Annotated in this window: 20 protein-coding genes, 1 tRNA gene and 1 pseudogene; 14 read left to right on the forward strand and 8 right to left on the reverse strand. The window is 58.5% G+C overall.

From position 1 onward, the window contains the following. Positions 1 to 144: 144 nt before the first annotated feature. Positions 145 to 447, reverse strand: coding sequence for a hypothetical protein (locus BKX96_RS03870; protein ID WP_046815518.1), 303 nt, complete (start codon positions 445 to 447; stop codon positions 145 to 147). A 373-nt stretch (positions 448 to 820) separates the two neighbouring features. Between BKX96_RS03870 and thrS the strand changes: the two genes are divergently transcribed. The 10 genes and pseudogenes from thrS to BKX96_RS03920 form a co-directional block, all read left to right on the forward strand. Then, positions 821 to 2,743 carry a threonine--tRNA ligase gene (gene thrS / locus BKX96_RS03875; RefSeq protein ID WP_046815517.1) on the forward strand — a complete coding sequence of 641 codons (1,923 nt, stop codon included), beginning with the start codon at positions 821 to 823 and terminating at the stop codon, positions 2,741 to 2,743. Beyond that, positions 2,743 to 3,294 (forward strand): translation initiation factor IF-3, encoded by a 552-nt coding sequence (infC, locus tag BKX96_RS03880; protein ID WP_172435703.1) that lies wholly within the window; start codon positions 2,743 to 2,745, stop codon positions 3,292 to 3,294. The genes thrS and infC overlap by 1 nt, the downstream gene beginning before the upstream one ends. A 60-nt stretch (positions 3,295 to 3,354) precedes the next feature. Next, on the forward strand, positions 3,355 to 3,549 hold the full coding sequence (gene rpmI / locus BKX96_RS03885) for a 50S ribosomal protein L35 (protein WP_002553160.1): 195 nt from the start codon (positions 3,355 to 3,357) through the stop codon (positions 3,547 to 3,549). A gap of 28 nt (positions 3,550 to 3,577) precedes the next feature. Further along, a complete protein-coding gene (rplT, locus tag BKX96_RS03890) occupies positions 3,578 to 3,934 on the forward strand; it encodes a 50S ribosomal protein L20 (RefSeq protein ID WP_007905879.1) in 357 nt (118 codons plus the stop codon). 109 nt (positions 3,935 to 4,043) lie between these two features. Further along, on the forward strand, positions 4,044 to 5,060 hold the full coding sequence (gene pheS, locus BKX96_RS03895) for a phenylalanine--tRNA ligase subunit alpha (protein WP_007905876.1): 1,017 nt from the start codon (positions 4,044 to 4,046) through the stop codon (positions 5,058 to 5,060). A gap of 26 nt (positions 5,061 to 5,086) precedes the next feature. After that, positions 5,087 to 7,468 (forward strand): phenylalanine--tRNA ligase subunit beta, encoded by a 2,382-nt coding sequence (pheT, locus tag BKX96_RS03900; RefSeq protein ID WP_077182740.1) that lies wholly within the window; start codon positions 5,087 to 5,089, stop codon positions 7,466 to 7,468. A gap of 3 nt (positions 7,469 to 7,471) precedes the next feature. Further along, positions 7,472 to 7,774, forward strand: coding sequence for an integration host factor subunit alpha (gene ihfA / locus BKX96_RS03905; protein ID WP_002553164.1), 303 nt, complete (start codon positions 7,472 to 7,474; stop codon positions 7,772 to 7,774). Then, entirely contained in the window at positions 7,755 to 8,111 is a 357-nt protein-coding gene (locus BKX96_RS03910; protein WP_003179985.1) for a MerR family transcriptional regulator, read from the forward strand. Before ihfA ends, BKX96_RS03910 begins: the two co-directional genes overlap by 20 nt. 89 nt (positions 8,112 to 8,200) lie before the next feature. Next, positions 8,201 to 8,277 (forward strand) — tRNA-Pro (locus BKX96_RS03915). 171 nt (positions 8,278 to 8,448) lie between these two features. Then, positions 8,449 to 8,831, forward strand: a pseudogene (locus tag BKX96_RS03920) (IS66 family transposase); the annotation flags it as partial. On the opposite strand, the gene BKX96_RS03925 reads toward BKX96_RS03920, so the two are convergent. The 7 genes from BKX96_RS03925 to BKX96_RS03955 form a co-directional block, all read right to left on the reverse strand. Next, positions 8,832 to 9,221 carry a hypothetical protein gene (locus BKX96_RS03925; RefSeq protein WP_077182741.1) on the reverse strand — a complete coding sequence of 130 codons (390 nt, stop codon included), beginning with the start codon at positions 9,219 to 9,221 and terminating at the stop codon, positions 8,832 to 8,834. Between the two features lie 64 nt (positions 9,222 to 9,285). Next, complete coding sequence (locus tag BKX96_RS03930; protein ID WP_082240446.1) at positions 9,286 to 10,080, reverse strand: SDR family NAD(P)-dependent oxidoreductase; 795 nt, start codon at positions 10,078 to 10,080, stop codon at positions 9,286 to 9,288. A gap of 57 nt (positions 10,081 to 10,137) precedes the next feature. Next, complete coding sequence (locus BKX96_RS03935) at positions 10,138 to 11,376, reverse strand: thiolase family protein (RefSeq protein WP_077182742.1); 1,239 nt, start codon at positions 11,374 to 11,376, stop codon at positions 10,138 to 10,140. A gap of 172 nt (positions 11,377 to 11,548) precedes the next feature. Next, a complete protein-coding gene (locus BKX96_RS03940; protein WP_077182743.1) occupies positions 11,549 to 13,105 on the reverse strand; it encodes a class I adenylate-forming enzyme family protein in 1,557 nt (518 codons plus the stop codon). A gap of 21 nt (positions 13,106 to 13,126) precedes the next feature. Beyond that, positions 13,127 to 14,257, reverse strand: a complete 1,131-nt coding sequence (locus BKX96_RS03945; protein WP_077182744.1) for a saccharopine dehydrogenase family protein — start codon at positions 14,255 to 14,257, stop codon at positions 13,127 to 13,129. Between the two features lie 40 nt (positions 14,258 to 14,297). Continuing rightward, positions 14,298 to 15,578, reverse strand: a complete 1,281-nt coding sequence (locus BKX96_RS03950) for an acyl-CoA dehydrogenase family protein (protein WP_223532028.1) — start codon at positions 15,576 to 15,578, stop codon at positions 14,298 to 14,300. A 61-nt stretch (positions 15,579 to 15,639) separates the two neighbouring features. Further along, positions 15,640 to 16,614, reverse strand: coding sequence for an NmrA family NAD(P)-binding protein (locus BKX96_RS03955; protein WP_077182746.1), 975 nt, complete (start codon positions 16,612 to 16,614; stop codon positions 15,640 to 15,642). 161 nt (positions 16,615 to 16,775) lie between these two features. Between BKX96_RS03955 and BKX96_RS03960 the strand changes: the two genes are divergently transcribed. From BKX96_RS03960 to BKX96_RS03975, 4 genes are all read left to right on the forward strand, one after another. Beyond that, positions 16,776 to 17,630, forward strand: coding sequence for a helix-turn-helix domain-containing protein (locus tag BKX96_RS03960; protein WP_056723182.1), 855 nt, complete (start codon positions 16,776 to 16,778; stop codon positions 17,628 to 17,630). Positions 17,631 to 17,879: 249 nt separating this feature from the next. Further along, positions 17,880 to 20,480, forward strand: a complete 2,601-nt coding sequence (locus tag BKX96_RS03965) for a helix-turn-helix transcriptional regulator (RefSeq protein ID WP_223532026.1) — start codon at positions 17,880 to 17,882, stop codon at positions 20,478 to 20,480. A 172-nt stretch (positions 20,481 to 20,652) separates the two neighbouring features. Continuing rightward, entirely contained in the window at positions 20,653 to 21,816 is a 1,164-nt protein-coding gene (locus tag BKX96_RS03970; RefSeq protein ID WP_077182748.1) for a thiolase C-terminal domain-containing protein, read from the forward strand. A 68-nt stretch (positions 21,817 to 21,884) separates the two neighbouring features. Further along, positions 21,885 to 23,714, forward strand: coding sequence for a DUF1302 domain-containing protein (locus BKX96_RS03975; RefSeq protein WP_077182749.1), 1,830 nt, complete (start codon positions 21,885 to 21,887; stop codon positions 23,712 to 23,714). The last annotated feature ends 25 nt before the right edge of the window (positions 23,715 to 23,739 follow it).

A 23,739-nucleotide genomic window follows, 5' to 3' on the forward strand; every position in this document is an offset into this window, starting at 1 on the left:
GTGGCTGAAAGCCCCGTATTTAAAGGCTTTCAGCGCAAAGTAAACGCTATAAAAAAAGCTGTAAAACCTGAATAAAATGTACGAAAGGGCCAGATTGAGCGGCTTTTTACCGGCAAATCATGGCCTGAAAGCACGGGTGAGGGGTCATTTAGCCTCTTTGCTGGTGGCCTTGCAGGCTGCAATCTTGCCCAGGGCCGCTTTCTTCAATTCATCACTGGCAGTGTTGTTCATCAAGGCCTGGATATCGCTGGCCGGGTACGACTTGATCGCATCGGCGCCACAGGCGCAGTGGGATTTCGCCGCTGGCGTGCCGATCTTCTCCGCGGCCGCAGGCACGCACTGCGCCATGTATTTCTCCCGTTCGCCCTTGGGCCATTCTGCATGGGCTGCCAGGGGCAGCATTAGAACGACGGGGGCGATGACGGCGAACAAACGATTCAGACGCATGCTGGGATGCTCCTTGTGGGTCAATGTCTTGTTATCTGAGGGGTAAAGCGCGGTTCAAGTTCAGCACTCTGGCATAAAACAGCGGATTTGCCCCGCCAGAAAACCTCTTCACCGCCACGACCGTTCATCTGTGCTAGCATGCCTGGCTCGGGCGTTCGCAGGCGCCGGTCGACCTTCAGTCCCGGCCGCGGCAGATGCCCGATTAACCCTGATTTGAATCCCAGTCACTCTGGTTCGATTTTCCGGTTGGCCGCAAGGCTCCTGCCGCTGTAAGGCAGGCGTTCGTCATTGAATGGCCTGGATCGGATCTTGTACTGGCTCATCCCAACCCACGTGACCTTTGGTAGGGGTCACCACTAGGAGAGGAGGCGCCATGCCAACTATTACTCTTCCCGACGGCAGTCAACGTTCATTCGATCACCCGGTTTCCGTAGCCGAGGTCGCCGCATCCATCGGTGCCGGCCTGGCCAAGGCCACCGTAGCGGGCAAGGTCGATGGCAAGCTGGTCGACGCCAGCGACACCATCAGCAGCGACGCCACGCTGCAAATCATTACGCCAAAGGATGAAGAGGGGCTGGAGATCATTCGCCACTCTTGCGCCCACCTGGTCGGTCATGCGGTCAAGCAGCTGTACCCGACGGCCAAGATGGTCATCGGGCCGGTCATTGACGAAGGCTTCTACTACGACATCGCCTTCGAACGTCCCTTCACCCCGGACGACCTGGCCGCCATCGAGCAGCGCATGCAGCAGCTGATCGAAAAAGATTACGACGTGATCAAGAAAGTCACTCCGCGCGCCGAAGTGATCGAAGTGTTCAAGGCTCGCGGCGAAGACTACAAGCTGCGCCTGGTCGAGGACATGCCGAACGAACAGGCCATGGGCCTGTACTATCACGAAGAATACGTCGACATGTGCCGCGGTCCGCACGTGCCGAACACCCGCTTCCTGAAATCCTTCAAGCTGACCAAGTTGTCCGGCGCCTACTGGCGTGGCGATGCCAAGAACGAGCAGTTGCAGCGCGTCTACGGCACCGCTTGGGCTGACAAGAAGCAGCTGGCGGCTTATATCCAGCGCATCGAAGAAGCCGAAAAGCGCGATCACCGCAAGATCGGCAAGCGCCTGGGCCTGTTCCATACCCAGGAAGAATCGCCGGGCATGGTGTTCTGGCACCCGAACGGCTGGACCCTGTACCAGGTGCTCGAGCAGTACATGCGCAAGGTTCAGCGCGACAACGGTTACCTTGAGATCAAGACGCCGCAAGTCGTTGACCGCAGCCTGTGGGAGAAATCCGGGCACTGGGCCAACTACGCCGACAACATGTTTACCACCCAGTCGGAAAACCGCGACTACGCCATCAAGCCAATGAACTGCCCTTGCCACGTGCAGGTGTTCAACCAGGGCCTGAAAAGCTACCGCGAGCTGCCGATGCGTTTGGCCGAGTTCGGTGCCTGCCACCGTAACGAGCCGTCGGGTGCGCTGCACGGCATCATGCGCGTGCGTGCGTTCACTCAGGACGACGCCCACATCTTCTGCACCGAAGAGCAGATGCAGGCCGAATCCGCGGCATTCATCAAGCTGACCATGGACGTCTACGCCGATTTCGGCTTTAAAGATGTCGAGATGAAGCTGTCCACTCGTCCGGAAAAACGCGTGGGTTCCGACGAGTTGTGGGATCGCGCTGAAGCCGCATTGGCTGCAGCCCTTGATAGTGCTGGCCTGCCGTACGATCTGCAGCCGGGTGAGGGGGCGTTCTACGGTCCGAAGATTGAATTCTCGCTGAAAGATTGCCTTGGCCGTGTCTGGCAGTGTGGTACCCTGCAGCTCGATTTTAACCTGCCTGTCCGTCTGGGTGCCGAATTCGTCTCCGAAGACAACAGCCGCAAGCATCCGGTGATGTTGCACCGGGCGATCCTGGGCTCCTTCGAACGTTTCGTCGGAATCCTGATCGAGCACTACGAGGGTGCATTCCCTGCGTGGCTGGCTCCGACCCAGGCAGTGATCATGAATATCACTGACAAGCAGGCGGATTTTGCCGCCGAAGTGGAAAAAACTCTCAACGAAAGCGGGTTTCGTGCCAAGTCTGACTTGAGAAATGAAAAGATCGGCTTTAAAATCCGCGAGCATACCTTGCTCAAGGTTCCTTATCTCTTGGTTATCGGAGATCGGGAAGTCGAGATGCAGACTGTCGCTGTGCGTACTCGTGAAGGTGCTGACCTGGGCTCGATGCCCGTCGCCCAGTTCGCTGAGTTCCTCGCGCAAGCGGTTTCCCGGCGTGGTCGCCAAGATTCGGAGTAATTATTATTAAGCGTGAAATGAGACAAGATAAACGAACTGCACCGAAAGCCCCGATCAACGAGAATATCTCGGCACGCGAGGTTCGGTTAATTGGGGCTGAAGGTGAACAGCTCGGGATTGTGTCAATTGAAGACGCGCTTCTTAAGGCTGAAGAGGCCAAGCTGGATCTGGTGGAGATTTCCGCCGATGCAGTACCACCTGTTTGCAAACTGATGGACTACGGCAAATCGATCTTCGAGAAGAAGAAGCAGATTGCTGCGGCCAAGAAAAACCAGAAGCAGATTCAGGTTAAAGAAATCAAGTTTCGTCCAGGGACGGAGGAAGGGGATTACCAGGTAAAACTGCGCAACCTGGTACGTTTCCTGAGTGACGGGGACAGGGCCAAGGTATCCTTGCGATTCCGCGGCCGTGAGATGGCCCACCAGGAGCTGGGGATGGAACTCCTCAAGCGAGTTGAAGGTGACTTGCTCGAGTACGGTTCGGTCGAACAGCATCCTAAGATGGAAGGACGCCAGCTGATCATGGTCATCGCCCCGAAAAAGAAGAAGTAATCAACAGGGCACGGCAGGCCTTCTGATTATGTTTATCAACTGAATGCGGAGTATCCGAACATGCCAAAAATGAAGACCAAAAGTGGTGCTGCTAAGCGGTTTCTGAAAACTGCTAACGGTATCAAGCACAAGCACGCTTTCAAGAGCCACATCCTGACCAAAATGTCGACCAAGCGTAAGCGTCAACTGCGCGGTAGCAGCTTGCTGCATCCGTCTGACGTGGCAAAAGTCGAGCGCATGCTGCGCCTTCGTTAATTTTAGTCAAGAATAGAGGAAGTAACTCATGGCTCGTGTAAAGCGTGGCGTCATTGCCCGTAAACGTCACAAAAAAATTCTGAAACTTGCTAAAGGCTACTACGGCGCTCGCTCGCGCGTATTCCGTGTTGCCAAGCAAGCGGTAATCAAGGCAGGCCAATACGCCTACCGTGACCGTCGTCAGAAAAAACGTCAGTTCCGCGCTCTGTGGATCGCTCGTATCAACGCTGGTGCTCGTATCAACGGTCTGTCCTACAGCCGTTTCATCGCCGGTCTGAAAAAAGCGTCCATCGAGATCGACCGTAAGGTTCTGGCTGATCTGGCAGTGAACGAAAAAGCGGCGTTTGCTGCGATTGTCGAGAAAGCTAAAGCCACCTTGGCTTAAGTACCCCCGACAGTCACCCGGCCTCACCTCTGTGGGGCCAGGTGTTAAACGTCATAAATAGGGGAAGAGCCTTCAAGCTCTTCCCCTATTTTGTATCTGGAGTCTGTACATGGAAAACCTGGATGCGCTCGTCTCTCAAGCACTAGAGGCTGTGCAAAGCGCTGAAGATATCAATGCCCTGGAGCAAATCCGGGTTCACTACCTTGGCAAGAAGGGCGAATTGACTCAGGTGATGAAGACCCTGGGGAATTTGCCGGCAGAAGAGCGTCCGCAAGTCGGCGCCCTGATCAACGTTGCCAAGGAGCGTGTCACAGAGGTTCTCAATGCCCGCAAGGCACTGTTTGAAGAGGCCGACCTGGCCGCCAAACTGTCTGCCGAGTCCATTGACGTGACCCTGCCTGGCCGTGGCCAGACCTCGGGTGGTCTGCATCCGGTTACTCGCACTCTGGAACGAATCGAACAGTTCTTCACCCACATTGGCTACGGCATTGCCGAAGGCCCTGAGGTCGAAGACGACTACCACAACTTCGAAGCGCTCAACATCCCAGGCCATCACCCGGCCCGGTCGATGCATGACACCTTCTATTTCAACGCCAACATGTTGCTGCGCACCCATACCTCGCCGGTACAGGTCCGCACCATGGAGTCGAAACAGCCGCCGATCCGCATCGTCTGCCCGGGCCGTGTGTACCGTAGCGACTCGGATATCACCCACTCGCCGATGTTCCACCAGGTCGAAGGCCTGCTGGTCGATCGCGACATCAATTTCGCCGACCTCAAGGGCACCATCGAAGAATTCCTGCGGGTGTTCTTCGAAAAGGAACTGGCCGTGCGTTTCCGTCCTTCCTACTTCCCGTTCACCGAGCCATCGGCCGAAGTCGACATGGAATGCGTGATGTGCAGCGGTAAAGGCTGCCGCGTCTGCAAGCAAACTGGCTGGCTGGAGGTGATGGGCTGCGGCATGGTTCACCCGAACGTGCTGCGCATGTCCGGGATCGATCCGGAAGAGTTTTCGGGCTTCGCCTTCGGCATGGGCGTCGAGCGTCTGGCCATGCTGCGTTACGGCGTGAACGACTTGCGTCTGTTCTTCGACAACGACTTGCGGTTCCTCGCGCAATTTCGCTAGTCGTAACGAATTCTTAGGAGAGCAGGATGAAATTCAGTGAACAATGGCTGCGTGGCTGGGTAAGCCCGCAGGTAAGTCGCGACGAGCTGGTTGCCCGTCTGTCGATGGCCGGTCTTGAGGTCGATAGCGTTACGCCGGCCGCCGGTGAATTCAGTGGCGTCATCGTGGGCGAGGTGCTGAGCACCGAACAGCACCCGGACGCCGACAAGCTGCGCGTTTGCCAGGTCAGCAATGGCTCGGAGACTTTCCAGGTGGTTTGCGGTGCGCCAAACGTGCGCCCCGGCCTGAAGATCCCGTTCGCCACCATCGGTGCCGAGCTGCCGGGCGACTTCAAGATCAAGAAAGCCAAGCTGCGGGGCGTCGAGTCCAACGGCATGCTGTGCTCGCAAGCCGAGCTGCAAGTGGGCGAAGGCAACGACGGCCTGATGGAATTGCCGGCCGATGCGCCGGTCGGTCAGGACATTCGTGAATACCTGAAACTGGACGATGCCAGCATCGAGGTCGACCTGACCCCGAACCGTGGTGACTGCCTGTCCCTGGCCGGCCTGGCCCGTGAAGTCGGTGCGCTGTACGCCGCTGAAGTCACCCGTCCGGTGGTGCCTGCCGTACCTGCGGTGCACGACGAAGTGCGTTCGATCGAAGTCCTGGCGCCGGCGGCCTGCCCGCGTTACCTGGGCCGTGTGATTCGCAACGTCGACCTGACCAAGCCAACGCCGCTGTGGATGGTTGAGCGTCTACGTCGTGGCGACGTGCGCAGCATCGACGCGGCCGTCGACATCACCAACTACGTGATGCTGGAACTGGGTCAACCGCTGCATGCCTTCGATCTCGCCGAAATCAATGGTGGCATCCGTGTGCGCATGGCCGAAGAAGGCGAAAAGCTGGTACTGCTCGACGGTCAGGAAGTCAGCTTGCGTAGCGATACGCTGGTGATCGCCGACCACACCCGCGCCCTGGCAATCGCCGGCGTCATGGGTGGCGAACACAGCGGTGTCAACACCGCGACCACCCGCGACATCTTCCTCGAAAGCGCGTTCTTCGATCAGATCGCTGTCGCTGGCAAAGCCCGTTCCTATGGCCTGCACACCGATGCCTCACACCGCTACGAGCGTGGCGTGGACTGGCAACTGGCCCGTGAAGCCATGGAGCGCGCCACAGGCCTGCTGCTGGAAATCACCGGTGGTGAAGCCGGCCCGGTCATCGAGACCGTCAGCGAACAACACCTGCCGAAGATTGCCCCGGTCACCCTGCGTGCCCAGCGCATCACCCAGATGCTGGGCATGGAAATGGATTCGGCCGAAGTTGAGCGCCTGCTCAACGCTTTGGGCCTGACCGTTTCTGCCGATGGGGCAGGGCAGTGGCGCGTGGAAGTGCCAAGCCATCGCTTCGATATCAGCCTGGAAGTCGACCTGATCGAAGAACTGGCTCGCCTGTATGGCTACAACCGCCTGCCGGTTCGTTACCCGCAAGCGCGCCTCGCGCCGCAAGCCAAGGCTGAAGCCCGTAGCGAACTGCCTGAACTGCGTCGACTGCTGGTCGCCCGTGGTTACCAGGAAGCGATCACCTACAGTTTCATCGATCCAAAACAGTTCGAGCTGTTCAATCCAGGTGTCGAGCCGCTGTTGCTGGCTAACCCGATTTCGAACGACATGGCTGCCATGCGTTCGTCCCTGTGGCCAGGCCTGGTCAAGGCGCTTCAGCACAACCTGAACCGTCAGCAGGATCGCGTCCGCCTGTTCGAAAGCGGCCTGCGTTTCGTCGGCCAGCTGGAAGGCCTGAAACAAGAGCCGATGCTGGCCGGTGTCGTGTGCGGCAGCCGTCTGCCGGAAGGCTGGGCACAAGGTCGCGACACGGTCGACTTCTTCGACGTCAAGGCTGACGTGGAAGCGGTGCTGGGCTTTGCCGGGGCGCTGGATGCCTTTAGTTTCGTGCCGGGCAAACACCCTGCGTTGCACCCGGGTCAGACCGCGCGCATCGAGCGTGAAGGTCGTCTGGTCGGTTTCGTCGGCGCCATCCACCCGGAACTGTCGAAAACCCTGGGTCTGGACCGTCCAGTCTTCGTTTTCGAACTGGTCCTGGCGGAAGTGGCCTCGGGTAAAATGCCTAAATTCCACGAGTTGTCGCGCTTTCCTGAAGTGCGTCGTGACCTTGCATTGATTGCACACAAAGATGTTGCCGCCGCGGCAGTACTGGACGTAATCCGTGAAAATGCAGGCGAATGGCTGACAGACCTCAGGCTATTTGACGTGTATCAGGGTAAAGGCATTGATCCTGATAGAAAAAGCCTTGCAGTTGGCTTGACCTGGCAGCATCCATCGCGCACTCTTAATGACGATGAGGTGAATTCCACGACGCAAAACATCCTCACCTCGCTCGAACAAAGGTTGGACGCCACGTTAAGGAAGTGACGTATGGGGGCTTTGACGAAAGCTGAGATGGCGGAACGTCTGTATGAAGAGCTGGGCCTGAACAAGCGGGAAGCCAAGGAATTGGTCGAACTGTTTTTCGAGGAAATCAGGCACGCTCTTGAAGACAACGAGCAGGTCAAATTGTCCGGTTTCGGCAATTTCGACCTTCGGGACAAACGCCAGCGGCCTGGCCGCAACCCGAAAACGGGGGAAGAAATCCCGATCACGGCTCGCCGTGTGGTCACCTTTCGTCCAGGGCAGAAGTTGAAGGCCCGAGTTGAGGCATATGCTGGAACCAAGTCATAACGACGAGTTACCGGTTATCCCGGGCAAACGCTACTTCACCATTGGTGAAGTCAGCGAGCTGTGTGCGGTAAAACCACACGTGCTGCGCTACTGGGAGCAGGAGTTTCCTCAGCTCAACCCCGTCAAACGCCGCGGAAACCGCCGGTATTATCAGCGCCAGGACGTGCTGATGATCCGGCAGATCCGGGCGCTGCTATACGATCAGGGTTTCACCATCGGCGGCGCACGCCTGCGCCTGTCCGGCGATGAAGCCAAAGATGACACCACCCAGTACAAACAGATGATCCGGCAGATGATTGCCGAGCTCGAAGACGTCCTGGTTGTCCTCAAGAAATAAATTTCTGCTTTTAAATACTTCCAGTTTTCAAAAGCTTGCGATATATTCTTGAGCGTTCCTCGAGATGAGGAACAAGTAACACGCCTAGTCGGGGCGTAGCGCAGTCCGGTAGCGCACTAGCATGGGGTGCTAGGGGTCGAGTGTTCGAATCACTCCGTCCCGACCATATAATTCAAGGGGTTGCGAGATTTTATCTCGCGACCCCTTTTTATTTTACGGCGTTTTTACCCCTACAAAACGACTGGCTTTCAGTGGAGTCCTCACTGCGTTCGCGTGAATTGATGCCTTATCTGGCAGTCGTCTCATGAACAAGGCTGGAGAAAATTTACGCTATTTAGCCGTACCGGCGATGGATATGCTGCATGCATGGATGATCGCCCAGCGTCATCTGACGCCCGGAGGCACGGCCATCAATAAGGCGCTCAATTACAGCCTGAAACGGTGGGCAGCGCTGTCACACTACCTCAATGGCGGGGCCGGCCCAATTGACAACAATTGGGCCAAGAACCAGATCCGCCCTTGGGTTCTTGGACATAAAACTGGCTCTTCGCAGTTCGTTTTGCAGCGGTAAACGCGCGGCCCTGATCATAAATATGATCCAGTTTGCGCGGCTGAATGGTTATGATCCGTATGCCTCTGAAGGATGTTCTCACACACCTACCATCGCAGCGGGCGAGTGAAATCGATCAGTTACTGCCGCATAACTGGCACCCGGTTTAGTTAAGCAAGGCGTGATGGCCGGACGCATACGTAATAACGCCAGAACAGTAATGCATAGACGATGTCACCCGATGCCGCTACTGGCAATGGCCAGGGGATGCTGCCCGCCAGCCAGTGACCATAAACCACCACAACAAACAGTACTTTCAGGATTATCCCGAGCAGGATATAGGGACGATACTGCAGCGGATCGCGAGCGATCATCCAATAGGCCCAGCCGAATATGATAACCAGGCACGTGGTGAGTTGAATGAAGAGGGTTGAGGTAGGGGTAATTTGCAGCCCCAACAGTGCAGCTACGGGGTGTAGGGCTACGAGTAATGGAAGACCTGCGAATACGTTGAAGCAGGCGGCAGAAATAAACAGCTTGCGTGTATAACTGTCGGTCATGGAGTTATTCCTGAGAGGTGTTGACGCCTCGCACCATGCAGAGACATCTTGTAACTTTTAGGTCTCAGCCAAGCAGCTTGAGTAATGCCGGATAGCTATTGGGGAACAGCCTGCTTATCCAGAACAAGGTGCTCGACTTGTTCCCTGTAATGATGCGTTTGGTTCCTTTGCGCAGCCCCTTGATGATGTCGCCGGCACAATCTGCCGCTGGCGTCAGTAGCATTTTGTCGGCAAGCGCTTTGAACTTTTCTTCTGTACTACCGGCAGCTTTACAGCGTCGTCCGGCCTTTTCAATATTGGTTTTGATTCCGCCAGGGTGCACACACACGGCGCGCACGCCGCTGCCCTCAAGTTCCGACCATAGTGCTTCGGTCAGACCACGTACGGCGAACTTCGACATGTTGTAAGCGCTTTGCATCGGGAAACCTACCAGGCCAAATACGCTGGAAATGTTGACGATGCAGCCTTCCCGCTGGGCCTGCATCATCGGCAGGAACGCTTTGGTACCGTACAGTACGCCCCACAGGTTGATACCGAGTTGCCACTCGTACTCATCGATTGAGGTGTTGGCAACTGTCCCGATGACTGCGGCACCTGCGTTATTGATGACGAAGTGCGCCGTGCCAAAATCTCGCTTTACCTCGTCGGCATGGGCCTGGAAGGCGTCCCAGGACGATACGTCCAGGAGGTAACCTTTCGCTTTGCTGGCGTCAGGCAATAGCTTCATGGTTTTGTCGAGACCAACCTGGTTGATGTCCGACAGGGCGACATGCGCGCCAGCTTCCACCATCTGGATAGCCAACTCCCGACCAATGCCTGATCCTGCGCCGGTGATGACAACTACTTTGTTTTGGAACATGTTTTTTATCCTTCTTGTTTTGATTGGTTTGGCCACTACAAATTTTTCTGACAAGAACTATTTGCTGAGAATGTGGATCGCGACGGCTGCCTCCTCAATACCCTGCAAACCGCCGCCGTTCTCCTGGATTGCATGGCGTGCGCCATATACCTGGCGTGCGCCAGCCTCTCCGCGCAGTTGGGTCACAAGTTCGTAGAGTTGTCCGATCCCGGTAGCGCCGAGTGGATGGCCTTTGGATTCCAGGCCACCTGAGGTATTGACCGGGATGCGCCCGCCCAGCGTGAATTCGCCACGTTCAGCCGCAGGTCCGCCCTGACCGAACGGGACCAGGCCCAGGTTTTCGACCTGAATGATTTCGCCCATCGCCGAGGCGTCATGGACTTCGGCGACATGCATGTCTTGCGGCCCGAGGCCCGCCTGTTCATAGGCCAGGTTAGCTGCCAGGTGACCGACGCTCAGTTCCGGCTGATCGAGCCGGCGATGGCTGAAGCTACGGATGACGCTGGCCGCTATCTTGATGCAGCGGCTTCTGTCGGCACCGATGCGTGCGAGTCCTTCCTCGGTGCACAGGATGGCTGCTGCTGCGCCGTCCGACAGCGGCGCGCACATTGGCAGGGTGAGCGGGTAGGTGATCGGAGGGGCGGCAAGGATTTCGTCGATACCGAAGGCTGTGCGAAATTGCGAGTAGGGGTTGTGGACCGAGTGAGTGTGGTTTTTTGCCGAGACGGCTGCGATCTGCCGCTGCGTGGTGCCATAGGTTTTCATATGCTGGCGGCATAATGCGGCATAGATGGCCATGAACTTACTGTAAGGCTTGTCCGATTCCGACCCGGCGGGCGGCACCACACCTTCGCCCATTTTTATTAGCGTCTGATAATTCTCTTCGGCGCGAGATACGTCCCAACCAGCCTCGAACAGCGAGAGGGCCTTCAGTTTATCCGGGATGTTCATCTTTTCCGCACCCAACGCCAGCGCGATACTGGCTGTACCGGCCTTGAGACTTTGCACGGCCAAATTGAAGGCTGAGCTACCCGAAGCGCAGGCATTCTCGATGTTATAGATAGGAATGCCTTCAATACCGATCTTGCTGAACACGACCTGACCTGGGATCGAGAGCTGACCTTGCAATGGGCCATTGGTCATGCCGGCATAAAACGCGATATCGAGATCGGCGGCAGTGCAGTGGGCGTCCTTCAATGCGCCCTGGAAAGCCTCACGTGCCAAGTCGTCGAGGCTGCGTTCGATGTGGCGACCGAAGACGGTCATGGCGATGCCGGCGATATAGATATTGCTCATTGAAAATTCCTTATATTCAGTGGGTCCGTGTCCAGTTCGCACCCCACGGCGTGGTTGACGTTGGGTGCGCCTGGGCAGCGGCTTACTGAAGTTGCTGGTCGTTACCAGGTTCAGTCAGGCGTATCTCGGCCACGTGCAGACCGAGGTTGAGATCGACCTCGATTTTTTCCCGTCAGATCTTCCGAGCTGATTTTTCCCAATAAGGCTGGCGCAGATCTTTCTTCAGCACCTTGCCCACCGGACTACGTGGCAGGCTGGTAGTGAAGTCGATAGACTTCGGTGCCATCACGCTGCCCAGCCTGGCTTTGCACAGCTCGATAAGCTCCTGCTCGGTGGTTTCCTGGCCTGGGTTTAGCTCGACGACGGCCTTGACGGCCTCACCCCATTTCTCATCGGGCACGCCGATCACGGCGCAGTCCTGAACGGCCGGATGTCCCCACAGCACTTGCTCGACCTGGCTGGGATAGACGTTGAAGCCGCCGGAAATAATCATGTCTTTCTTGCGATCGGTGAGGTGCAGATAGCCTTCGGCATCGATATGGCCGATGTCACCGGTATGCAGCCAACCGTCGACGATGGTCTCGGCGGTTTTCTCCGGCTGCTTGTAGTAACCCTTCATGATCAGGTCGCCGCGCACGCATATTTCACCGGTTTCACCGCGCGGCAGGATCTGGTGGGTGTCGCTCATCACTTCGACGCGGACCAGCGGGTTAGGGCGGCCGACCGAGGACAGGCGTTCGTCGTCGGCGAATTGGTCACCCACCAGATGCTCGTCAGGACGAAAGTTGGCGATGCTGGCTGGTGCTTCGGTCTGACCATAGCCGCCGGTCATGACCGGGCCGAAAATCTCGATAGCTTTCTTCAGCTTGTCTACCGACATGGGAGCCGCGCCGTACATCAGGTACTTCACCGAGGAGAAGTCCAGCTTCTCGATACCGGGAATTTCCAACAGCCTGTAGATCACCGTTGGCGGCAGAAAGAGCTCGCTGACCCTGTGCTGTGCAATGGCGTTCAACATCAATGCTGGATCGGGTTTGGTAATGACCACTACCGTGCCACCTTGCGCCGTGCAGGGTACGGACAACAGGCCGGCAGTGTGGGTCATCGGTGCGGCGGCCATATTCACCGGCTTTTCACCATTGCGATAAGCACAGGTCAGCATGAAGTGGGCGATGAACGTCTGCACGCTGCGGTGGGTGTTCATCACACCCTTTGGCGTGCCCGTTGTGCCACCAGTGGGTGAGACCGCCACCACGTCGTCCATGTCATGGGCGACTTCGGGACGGCTTGCCGGCTGACCGGCGCTCCATAGCTCCAACGAAGGTGCATCGACAGCGTCGGCATCGATGCAGATCCAGTGTTTGATCTTCGGCAACCCGGGCCGCAGCTCGGCGATGATTTGCGCGAAATCGTTCTGGTAGAACATCACCTCGCAGTCGAATGCGTCGAGGATGTAGTGATTCTCTTCGCTGGAGTTGCGCGCGTTGACTGGAATCCAGGTCATGTTGGCGCGCCATAGACCCAGTGTGCAGGCCCAGGCGGTGACGTCGTTACCTGACCAGACGGCACCCTTGGTTTCCTTCGGCAAGCCCAGTGCGAGCAGCTTGTTGGCTATGCGACACGAGAGCTCGCCGATTTCGTTGAAGGTGTAAGAGCGCTCGCCCTGGATGTAGGCGACCCCGGCAGGGTTGATGCCCCAGCCGCGATCGTAAAAGTCGATGATGGCCATAAGTGGTTCCTGTGCCGGTAATCAGAGTTTGGTAACGGTGGCACGGGCCAGGCCGCGTTCTTCCAGGAAGCCGAGCAGATAGCGGTGTCCAAAAGCCTTGGAACCGGAAGCGAAGCCGACCTTGTTGGTGTCGTTGTCGAGCAGCCTGATCGCGGCTGCGGCCTGTAGGGCACCGGTGGAAATATAGGGTGTGACGCCATGCACGGTAGCGCGCACGGCGGCCAGGTGACCGCGGCCGATAGCGATGTCGACGCTGCGTTGCAAGGTGGTGCGTTCGCGGGGCGGCATGCTCGGCGTGGTGGCCTCTACCAGGCTCTTCACCACCGCGTCCTGCTGCTCCTTGGACAGGTGCTTGTATTCCGCTTCCCACTTCTGGCTCAGGCCATGCACCATCGGCATCACATTGTTGTCGTAGAAACCGACCGCGGAGGTGCAGGCGCGCACGCGAGGATCATGCTCGAAGTAAATTGGCAGCGAGGTTCCCCCCCAAGGCAGGCAGAAAACCGGCTGCATGAAGTTGGGGTCGACAATGTTGAACGACGCGGTGGCTGGGTGCTGTACCAGCTTGTTCTCCCACAGGTAGAACTGCTCCCGGTGGAACAATTCGAAAATCGAGGCCGCCGAGCCCAGGCTGACCCCGGCGACATCACGCGGGCCGCGGCACAGGGCGGCGGTTTCCAGCACGTCGATGCCGGGGGTTTCCAGCGCCAGTTCGGCGGCGATCTCGGAGAAGCTGAACATGTAGGACAGCGATGGCGAAACCAGCAGGCCAGCCTGGCGATAGAGCTCGCCAAATTGCTCGCGAACCTGACGGACGTAGCTTTGCTCGCCGGTGGTATCTATGTGGTGGCAGCCGGACTTGAGCGCGGCCTCGACGGTGGTCAGACCGAAGTTGACGAAGGGGCCAACGGTGTTGCAGACCACTTTGGCTCCCTTGAAGGCGGCGCTCAGCGACTCGACGTTGTGCTCGGCCTCGATGATTTCATAGGTCGCGGACTCCAGGCGTACCACACGTTGCGCCATCATTTCCTGCGCGCGCTTGGCATCGCGCGCCACAGCGGTGAAGGGGATGTTCTGGTCGATCAGCCAGTCCATGGTCAGCATGCCGGTGTAGCCACTGGCGCCATAGACAACTACGGGATACTTAGCCATTTCTATTGTCTCCAAAGTTTATTGTTAGTCGGGTTTGGGATCAGTACTGGGGCCAGCCGTCTTCGTAGAGCTCCTGGACAAGGAACCCAAGGCGGGTGGTGAGCATCATGTTCTCGCCGTCTTCGATCAGCGCGGCGCGGGCATCGCGGAACAACTTCTCCATGGGGTACTCGCGGGTCAGGCCGTTGCCGCCGAACAGTTGCAAGGCATCGCTGACTACGCGCATGGCCTCTTCGGTCACGGTGACCTTGCTGGAAGCCGTGGCACAGGGGTGCCCCTGCGGGGACAGGCGCGCATAGGCCAGGGAGCGGCGGGCGACAGCCCGGCAAAGCTCGACACGACGCATCATGTCGCCGATGCGGTAGCGGGTAAGCTGGTGGTTGATCAGCAATTGGCCACCCTGCTTGCGCTCATGGCAGTAAGCCAGGGCCAGTTCGAAGGCGGAACGTGCCACGCCGGTGAACCATTGCGCCATGTGGGTGCCAGCGAACGACCAGGTCGAAACGACGTTGCCGTAGTACTCGTCCTGCAGGGCCACGGCGAAGCGCTTGGGAATCCGCACGTTGTCGAAATACACCTCGCCCTGCGGCAACGCGCGTTGGCCGATCTTCTCCAGTGGCTTGCCCTTGCTGACACCGGGCAAGTCCAGGGGCACGATTACAGAGATGCCATAGGGCAAGCCATTGGCATCGTAGAAGCCGTTGCCATAGTCGGCGGTCATGTAGGCCAAGGCCACCTGGGCCACCGCGCCGTTGGACACCCAGGCCGAGCACTGGCCGTTAATGACGATCTCGTGCTCGCCAACCTTGGCGAAGAGATTGCCCTTGTTGCCCAACTGCCCTGGCACCCAGTCGCGCTGCAAGTCGAAGGCGCTGACATCAGTGCCCTTGTCGGGATGGGTAATCATCCAGCAGCCGATTTTCCCGGCACTCAGATCGATCAGCTCCTGGTTCCCTACGGCTTTGGCCATCTCGTTCGGGAAGGTGCTGACGCCCAGGGAAACCGCCAGACCGGCATCGCCCCAGCCCATTTCCTCGCCGATCATAGACTCGACGCGTACAGCCGTTTCCGGCGGCAGTTCGGCCAGCAGATCGGAGCTCAGGCCCAGCTTGGCGGCTTCGCTGAACAGGCTGTAGTACGGCGAGCCGGGGGCGACCGCCTGCTCTGCGGTCATCTTGTCGAGTTCCTGACCAAGAGGCCGCATGAAATCCTTGGCAAAGCGATGCACGCTGTCCTGGATGCCGCGCTCGACCTCGTTCAGGGGTGTTTCAAAGCCGGTTATTGAAATGTCAGGCAGGTTGATCCGGTTGCTTAGTTTCATCATGGGCCTCGTCATATCACTCGGTTTTTCTTATGGCCTGCACGCTAGGTGTCGAGACGCGTCAGGCGTCGGCCGGCAGTTCGCCGGCGGCGATCAGCGTGGCGCGCGTGGCCTCGACGAAAGGCTCTACGGTGTCGACGAATAGTTCTTGCAGCGGCGTCCCCTTGAATTCGGGGAGGAAGGTCTTGTTCCAGTGGCCGCACAGCGACATGCCTGCTGGGGTATCGACCATGGCGACGCCGATCGCCAGCAGGGTCTGGATGGCGCCGGGACGGGAAGCCGCGTAGGCTGCGCGCCACTGCTCGGGCGTCAACTCGTTACGCTCGATCGGGCGACCCACGGCCTGTTCGCGCGCGGCCAGCAGCTCGTTCCACGAACACCAGGCCGTGGCCGCGACTGGGCAGATCGCATTGCGCGAGGCCGGGTGGGCCAGCACATGTGGAATGATGCGGCCGACATCCGCGCCGGTCGACCAGGCCAGCCTGGCGTCGGGATCACCCATCACCATCACCGGCTCGAGCATGTAGTACTCGATCCAGGCACCGGCCGGAATGATGGTGTAGTCCATGCCGGCCAGTTCGATCATGCGCCGGATGAACGCTTTCTGCCGGGCCATCAAGCGGTGCGTGGTGTCGGTCTGCCAGAACTGTTCGAATTCATAGATCGCGCCGTACTCGGATGGCACGAAGCGTTCGACCCCGGCTTCCTTGGCGGCAAAAATCAGCGGCATCTGCGATTCGGTGGCGTAGAGCGGCACGCAGGACACCAGGTAGTCGGTGCCGCGCAGCGCCGGGACCAGCGTTTCGGCAATGGTGACGTCGACCTCCTTGATGGTCACGCCCTGACGCGCCCATTCGGCGTACTGCTGCTGTTTTTGCGCCTCGCTCTTGCTGATGCCCGACGATGAGCGTTCCATCTGGCCGGAGCGGCGCGCGAGCACATTGATATTGACCAGGCCCTGGCGAATGAACTCATTGACGCAGGCGACACCGGCAGTCCCGGTGGCGCCGAATACAGTGACGGTCTTCTTGCTCATGCTGTTCTCCTGGCTGTGATCAGTCATGCGGGGGAGCGGTTGTGCCTGCCTCGCATTGAGGCGAGTGACGCAATATTTGGCCGATTATTGTTCTTCCCGACATCGACAACTCACCTGAAAAGCGGTCATATTTGTCAAAATATGCTCATCCCGAGATGCCCATGAATCCGCAACAACAGGTCCATGAAACACTGGGATTGCCCTTGCTGGGCGGCCTGGTGTGCAGTGAAATCCCCTTGTATGCGGAGCGCTACTTCCTGCATACGACTGACCTATCCGTCCCGCCGGTTGACTTCATGGCCCTCTTGACCCAGTTCGGTGGCTCGCGGGCGGATGAGGGGGCAGGGGGCGAGTTGCGCTCAACCTCGATGCCCCGCTTGTCAATGCTGCTGCCTGCAGGTTGTGCCACTCAATGGCACTATTCCGGCAGCATTGATTTCGCGGTTTTTTATCTGCCCGAGCGCACGGATGGCGTGTTTCGACAATTGCGTGAGCTATGCGCTGGCGCGCAGGCACCATTGCCCGTCAGTGATGGATTGGTGAGCGCGGCGGCCCGGCAATTGATGGATGAGCTAAGTCTTGGGAAAGGGGCTGATCAGGGGTTCATGGCAAGATTGGCCATGGTCATGCTTGAGCAGGTGTATCGTGCGCTACGAGTTGACGCGAGCAGAGGTATTTATCCGCCGCATATTCATCTGGCGCGCCTGCATACGGTACTGGTCTTCATTCGCGAGCATCTGGGGCAGGAACTGTCGATCAGCACGCTGGCTGGCCAGGCGGGTGTCAGCCCGGCTCATTTTCGACGGCTGTTTCAGCGCGCCATGGGTATGCCGCCCCATCGCTATGTAATGAATGTACGACTGGAACATGCGCGTGATCTGCTCATGCAGACCGATCTCCCTATTTTGCATGTGGCGCTGGAGTGTGGCTTCAGCTCTCAGAGCCACCTGACTGCAGCGTTCAAGGTTGCACACGCCAGTACACCGGCTGAATACAGAGCCCTGGCTGGAAGGTAGCGGATTCTTTGGCGTGGCGAGCAGGTCACGACACCGAAAGAACACAAGCGGCTTGCGTTGGATTGCACCGGGGTTCAAACCTCCTGACCATTCCATGGTAGTGTTCGACCGTTTGGAACTGTATCCAGCGACCTTCAGACGCTCCTTGGGTAGGCGTCTCTTAACCACCAGGGTCTGAAAGAAATGGATTGCATAGAGCCCCAACTGATCCTCAAAACGACACCGCCGCGCAGTCAGAAGTCAGCACGGATGCGAAACCGCCTGGGTATCCAGACCCAGGAACTGACAGACAAAGTGGTGATCGCCGTTCAAGCGCCGGCAGGCTTCGGCAAAACCTTTCTGCTGACCCAATGGCGCCGTGAGTGTTTGTCTCACGGCGCCGTGGTGGCCTGGATGACGCTGGATGCACAGGATGATGGTGCTCGTTTTGTCCAAGGGCTGGGAGCTGCGATGGCAATTGGCAGCGGTCGGCCGTCGTTTGCCCGCGCATTCGAGCCTATTGCGGGACTGGGGCGTGACGAACAGGAAGGGCTGACGCAGTGGTTGGCGGAAGTGGCCGATCTGGGTAGCGAAACCGTATTGATTCTGGATGAAGTGGATGCCCTTCCCGAGTTGACGATCCGTTACTCCCTGACGTACCTGTTGCACAACGCACCGGCCAATTTGCGCATCATCATGGCCTCTCGCACACGGTTGAATCTGCAGGTGGCGGACCTCGCGGCAAGCGGGCTTTTCACGACGATCATGACAGCGGCTTTACGGCTGAATGTGGAAGAGGCGGTCGCCATCCTCAATGACCGTTTCGGCGCAAGGGTTGATGCCGACCTCTGCGTACGGCTGCACGAGATAACCGAAGGCTGGCCGCTCGGCCTGCAATTAGCGATTTCGGCGTTGGAGAAGAGCTCGAATCGAAGTGCGGCAGTCGAAGAGTTGTCGACTTGCCTGGGTGATATCCAGCGTTATTTCGTCGACAGTTTGCTCGCACATCTTCGGGAGGAGCAGGTTCGCTTTCTGACCGGCATTGCAGTGTTGGAAATGGTCCAGCCCTTGTTATGCGAGGCGCTGACGGGCAACGCTCGCTCGGGTGAATTGCTGAAGGAATTGTGTGCCTCGACACCGATTTTTGTTGAAAGTATCGACAGTGACTGGGTGCGCATCCATCCATTGGCGCGGGAATTTCTGCTCGGCCGTTTTGCCGACTTGCCGTTGGAGGAGCGTCAGGGTTATCACCGGCGCGGCGCTGTGTGGCTGGAACACCACGGTTTCCTGGAGCAGGCCGCCCGGCAATATCTGTTGGCCGGCATGCCCCAACCGGCCTATACGTTGATCGGCAAATGCCTGTACGAAGTCGCGTTGCAGGGGCAATTCAGCCGGGTGCTGGAGTGGGTCGAGGAGCTTGGCCCCGCTGACGTGTTGTCGCATCCGCGCATCTGCCTGGCGGCGGCCTGGACATTGGCAATGGGAGCGCGTCAGGCAGAAGCGGCGCAATTGATTGCGGCAATTGAACAGCATCCGTCCGCCGACGAGGCGACACGTTGTGAAGCGGCCGCCATCGCCGCCGCCGCCGCCTTCTTTGCGGACCGTCCGGATCAATCGCATCAACTCATCATGCCTTGGGTCGATCGATTGCCCTCATTCTCAATCACGGTGCAAGCCTTGGTCGCGAATCTGATCGCCCGGCTGACGCTGTTGCAGGGGCAACCGGAGAAAGCCCGACGAATCCTTCAGCGAGCACCGCGTTACGCGGGTAGTACTGGCCTTGATGCCATACGCGGGTATGGCGAGTGGGTGGTCGGTCTTGCTTATTTATACGAGGGTCGAATGGTGTCGGCGCGTACTGCGTTGCACGACAGCCTGTTGCATGCCGAACGGGACATCGGTCGGCGCAGTCCGGTGGCGGTCATGTTAGCGAGCGCTCTGGCGACGGTGTTGCTGGAACAGGGGGAAGTCCAGGAGACCGCTACGGTGCTGGCGAACAGGCTGGATATCGTTGAGCGATTGGCCTCTCCCGATGCGATTGTGCAGGGTTTCCTCGCCGCCTCTCGACTGGCCTCACTCCAGGGGCAGGGGCATCGCGGGCAGGATCTGCTCGAGGCGTTATTCGCCCTTGGAGAAGAGCGAAATATTCCACGATTCTGCATTGCCTCCCTGGGAGAGCAAATACGCCTGCATGCCTTGCAGGGACGCAGCGATACCTGCCACGCATTATGGCGCCGGCTGGACAGTTTCACGCCGGTTATTGCCCGTGAGCGAGCAGGGTTGCTGGGGCCGGAGCTGGACTTGCTGGCCGGGGTAGCCAACGCTTATGCCTTACTGGCCCAACGTGACTGGGAGGCGATGCTGGCGGTGCTGGGCAGGGTTGGCGAAACAGCCGAATACCTGCGTCGTGGGCGAGATATCGTGCAGATCAAGCTGCTCAGGGCACTGGCACTTCGGGCGACCGGACAGGGCGGTACTGACTATTTGCTGGAGGCTGTCAGCCTCGCGCAAGAAAACGGTATGTTGCGTGTGGTGCAGGACACCCATCCGGACCTGATCAAATGGGAGCGGACGCTCCAGGGTGAAACGGTCCCGTTGCTTGCGACGCCCTCTACGCCCGCATCTGTTGCGCGACCGGAATCCACCCCATTGAGCGTGTCCGCGAGTCGTCTCTTGACGCCCAAGGAACGTGAGGTGTTGCAGCTATTGGCTCGCAACCTGTCCAACAAGCAAATCGCCCTGGCGCTGAATGTCGGCGAGGAAACCGTGAAGTGGCACCTGAAAAACCTGTTTGGAAAATTCCAGGCCGGCACCAGACAGCATGTAGTCGCGCGTGCATATATGCTGGGAATTCTCGAGACAGCGAGCTAATGCGAACTCACCACCCGAGGTGATCCGTTCGGATCATCCTTCAATCCCCCCCGCCCCCCAAAAAAAATCGATTTCCAGCCGCCCCCCCAGTCAATGGGGGGGTACGCTTTTCGAGTTCGCAATAGTCTGACCCCACAAAAGCACCAACGTATCGGTGAGTGGGAGCAGGTCTATGTCTGTAAAAGTGCTGATCGCCGGTGCAGCAATGGTGCCGTTTCTACCGCTGGGTGGCTCTGACAGTCATGCGGCATTGGCGGGGCAAGCCATTCGTGCAGCGCTGGCCGATGCGCGGATCGACTATGACCTGGTCGACCAGGTGTTTACTTCCTGCGTACACGCAGAAGCTGGTATCGCCGAGCAAATGTTGTCGCAGATTGGCTACTCGGGCGTGCCGATTTTCAGCCTCGGCGATGGCTGTGCGTCGGCCAGTAGTGCTTTCCATCTGGCCCGCAATAGCCTGCTGTGCGGCCAGGCTGAATGTGTCCTGTTGGTGGGTGTCGAGTGCATGCCGGCACACATCTCCAATCGTGAGTTTTTCGGTTTGAAAGATCTCGCTCGCGATGAGTCGGCAACGCTCAGGCAGGATGAGAACCCCATCGGCTTTATCGAGCGTCGACAACAACCGGCGCTGCTGTTCGCGGCCCAAACCAGTTGGTTATTGACACGCATGGGCATTGCTCAAAGCAGCTTCGATCAAGTGCTTGAGCAGGCACGGGCCCAGGCCGGACGCAATCCCTACGCCGTGTTGAACCGAGTGCCGGATCGCGACGGCTGGCTCCCGCCTTATCTGTGCCCGCCCGCCTGCGGTGCGGCGGCCATCCTGCTCTGTACCCCGGCCTTCGCCCTGCGTTTCGGCGCTCGGGCGGACGTCACTGTGTTGGCCTGTGTCAGGGGCAGTGACAGCGCTTCAGAGCAGGAAGCGGGTTGCGTGCTGGATGTGCTCGGACAGGCGACCACCCGGCGAGTCGCGCAGTTGGCCTATCAGCAGGCTGGCCTCGGTGCGGAAGACATCGACGTGGTTGAACTGCACGACCAAAGCGTCGGCGACTTCATGGTCAATAGCGCCGCGCTGGGCTTTTGCCGGGAGGACGAGATCGATCGATTCGTGCAGCAAGGACACCGCCTGAAAGGACAGATGAATGCGGTGTGCCCATCGGGTGGCTTGCTGGGACGTGGTCACGCCCCGGGTGCCACCGGGTTGGCGCAACTGGTCGAGTTGGTCTGGCAACTGCGCGGCGTGGCCGACGGCAGGCAAATTGCTGGTGCCCGCACGGCTTTACAACATAGCACCGCCCTGGGCCGGTCGGTGTCGGTCACCCTTTTGCAGCGCACCTGAGAGGAGGCTCACTACGCCGTGATTCAACCCATGACTTTTCGTAAACCATAGAGCAGGTGGCAAGCTAGATGAACAAAAATAATAAGATCTGCCATGCAAACCTTCGCAAAGGGTTGTTGGCCTCCGCCATTCTCACCGGCCTGGGCATCGCGCCCGTAGGGGCTGTGGAGATCAACACGGGGAATGAAGACTTTGCGGTTCGCTTCGACAACACGCTGAAGTTCAACTACGCCCAGCGCGTGGAAGCCCCCAACAGCAAGTTGGCCAATTCGTGGAACAACAATGACGGGGATCGCAACTTCTCCTCCGGCAGTCCCGTTTCTCAACGACTGGATGTGCTGACCGAACTGGACGTGGTTTACAAAGAAAAAGTCGGTTTCCGTGTCAGCGCCAACACCTGGTACGACCACGCCTACGACGATATTGGCAGCGATAACGCCTCGACCAATCAGCTCAACAACGGTAAGCCGGACTCTCGTCATCAAAGCGGTTACGCCGATCGGTATTACAACGGTCCTTCTTCGGAAATCCTTGATGCCTTCGTGTTTGGCAGCACTGAAGTCGGCGATGAATCACTGCTCAGCGGCAAGCTCGGCAAGCACACCGTTTACTGGGGCGAAAGCATCCTCGCCTTTGCCCATGGCAACAGTTATGGCCAGTCCGGCCTGGATATTTCCAAGTCGCTGGCGGTCCCGGGAACAGAAGCCAAAGAATTGTTCATTCCGCGTAATCAGTTGTCCACCAGCCTCACGGTCAATCCGGAACTGACCCTCGCCGCGCAGTACTTCCTGGACTGGGACGCCGCGCGGTTGCCGGAGTCGGGTACTTATCTGGGGTTCAACGACGGCATTCAAAATGGCGGGCACAACCTGTCGTTGATCGGCGGCCGAAACCCGTTGTTCGGCACACCTGGCCCACTGGGTGCCAACCAGTTTTTACGGCTGTCCAACGGGCATACGTTTACCCCGGACAACCAGGGTGACTTTGGCCTGATGGCCAAGTGGAGCCCGGAATGGCTGCAGGGTACGCTGGGTTTCTACTACCGCAAAACCTCCGACATTCTGCCCAACCTGGTGTTGCAGCCAACGGCGGTCGGCCCTGCGCAACTGATCTCCGGCAATGCCGGCAGCTACAACCAGTTCTATGTCGACGACATCGATATCTACGGCATCAGCCTGTCGAAAAGCATCGAAGGTGTCAGCGTCGGTCTCGACCTGAACTATCGCCACAACATGCCGCTGGCCAGCGTGCCGGCAACGGTCAATCCGGTAGCCGGTGCTGCCGGTTTGCCTGGCTTCATCAGTAGCTTTGATGGTGATAACGGCGTGGCCCGAGGCAACACCGTGCACGCGGTGCTCAACGGCTTGACCACTTTCGGTGCGACACCGGTCTGGGACAGTTCGACCTTGCTGGTTGAACTCGCCTACAGCCGCTGGCTGGATGTCACCGAGAGCAAGCAGCTGTTCAAAGGCGAAGACTGGTATCGCGGTGTCGACAAGGTCACCAGGGACAACTATGTCCTGGGCGTCAACTTCAACCCGACCTGGTATCAGGTGTTTCCCGGCATCGATATGTACCTGCCGGCCAACTACAGCGTCGGCCTTGCGGGCAACTCGTCGGTTCAGCTCGGGGGTAACAAGGACTCCGGCAGTTACTCGGTGGGCGTTGGCATGGACGTGCACAACCAGTACCGGTTTGACCTGAAGTACGTGGACAACTTTGGTCCGTTCGACACCTGCGGCTCAGCCGGTGGTGCAGGTGCACAGGGCGAGGGTGCCGCACCAGGGGCCAACGGCCAATACAACTGCGTACCGGGGCAGACCACTGCTTTCGGCGGTACTCAGCCTCAGCTCAAGGATCGGGGCATGGTCACTTTTACCTTCAAAACGACCATTTGATCGAAGTCTTTGCTTGATAGCAGGA

It is taken from the genome of Pseudomonas putida (assembly GCF_001976065.1).
In the GTDB taxonomy this organism is placed as follows: domain Bacteria; phylum Pseudomonadota; class Gammaproteobacteria; order Pseudomonadales; family Pseudomonadaceae; genus Aquipseudomonas; species Aquipseudomonas serbica.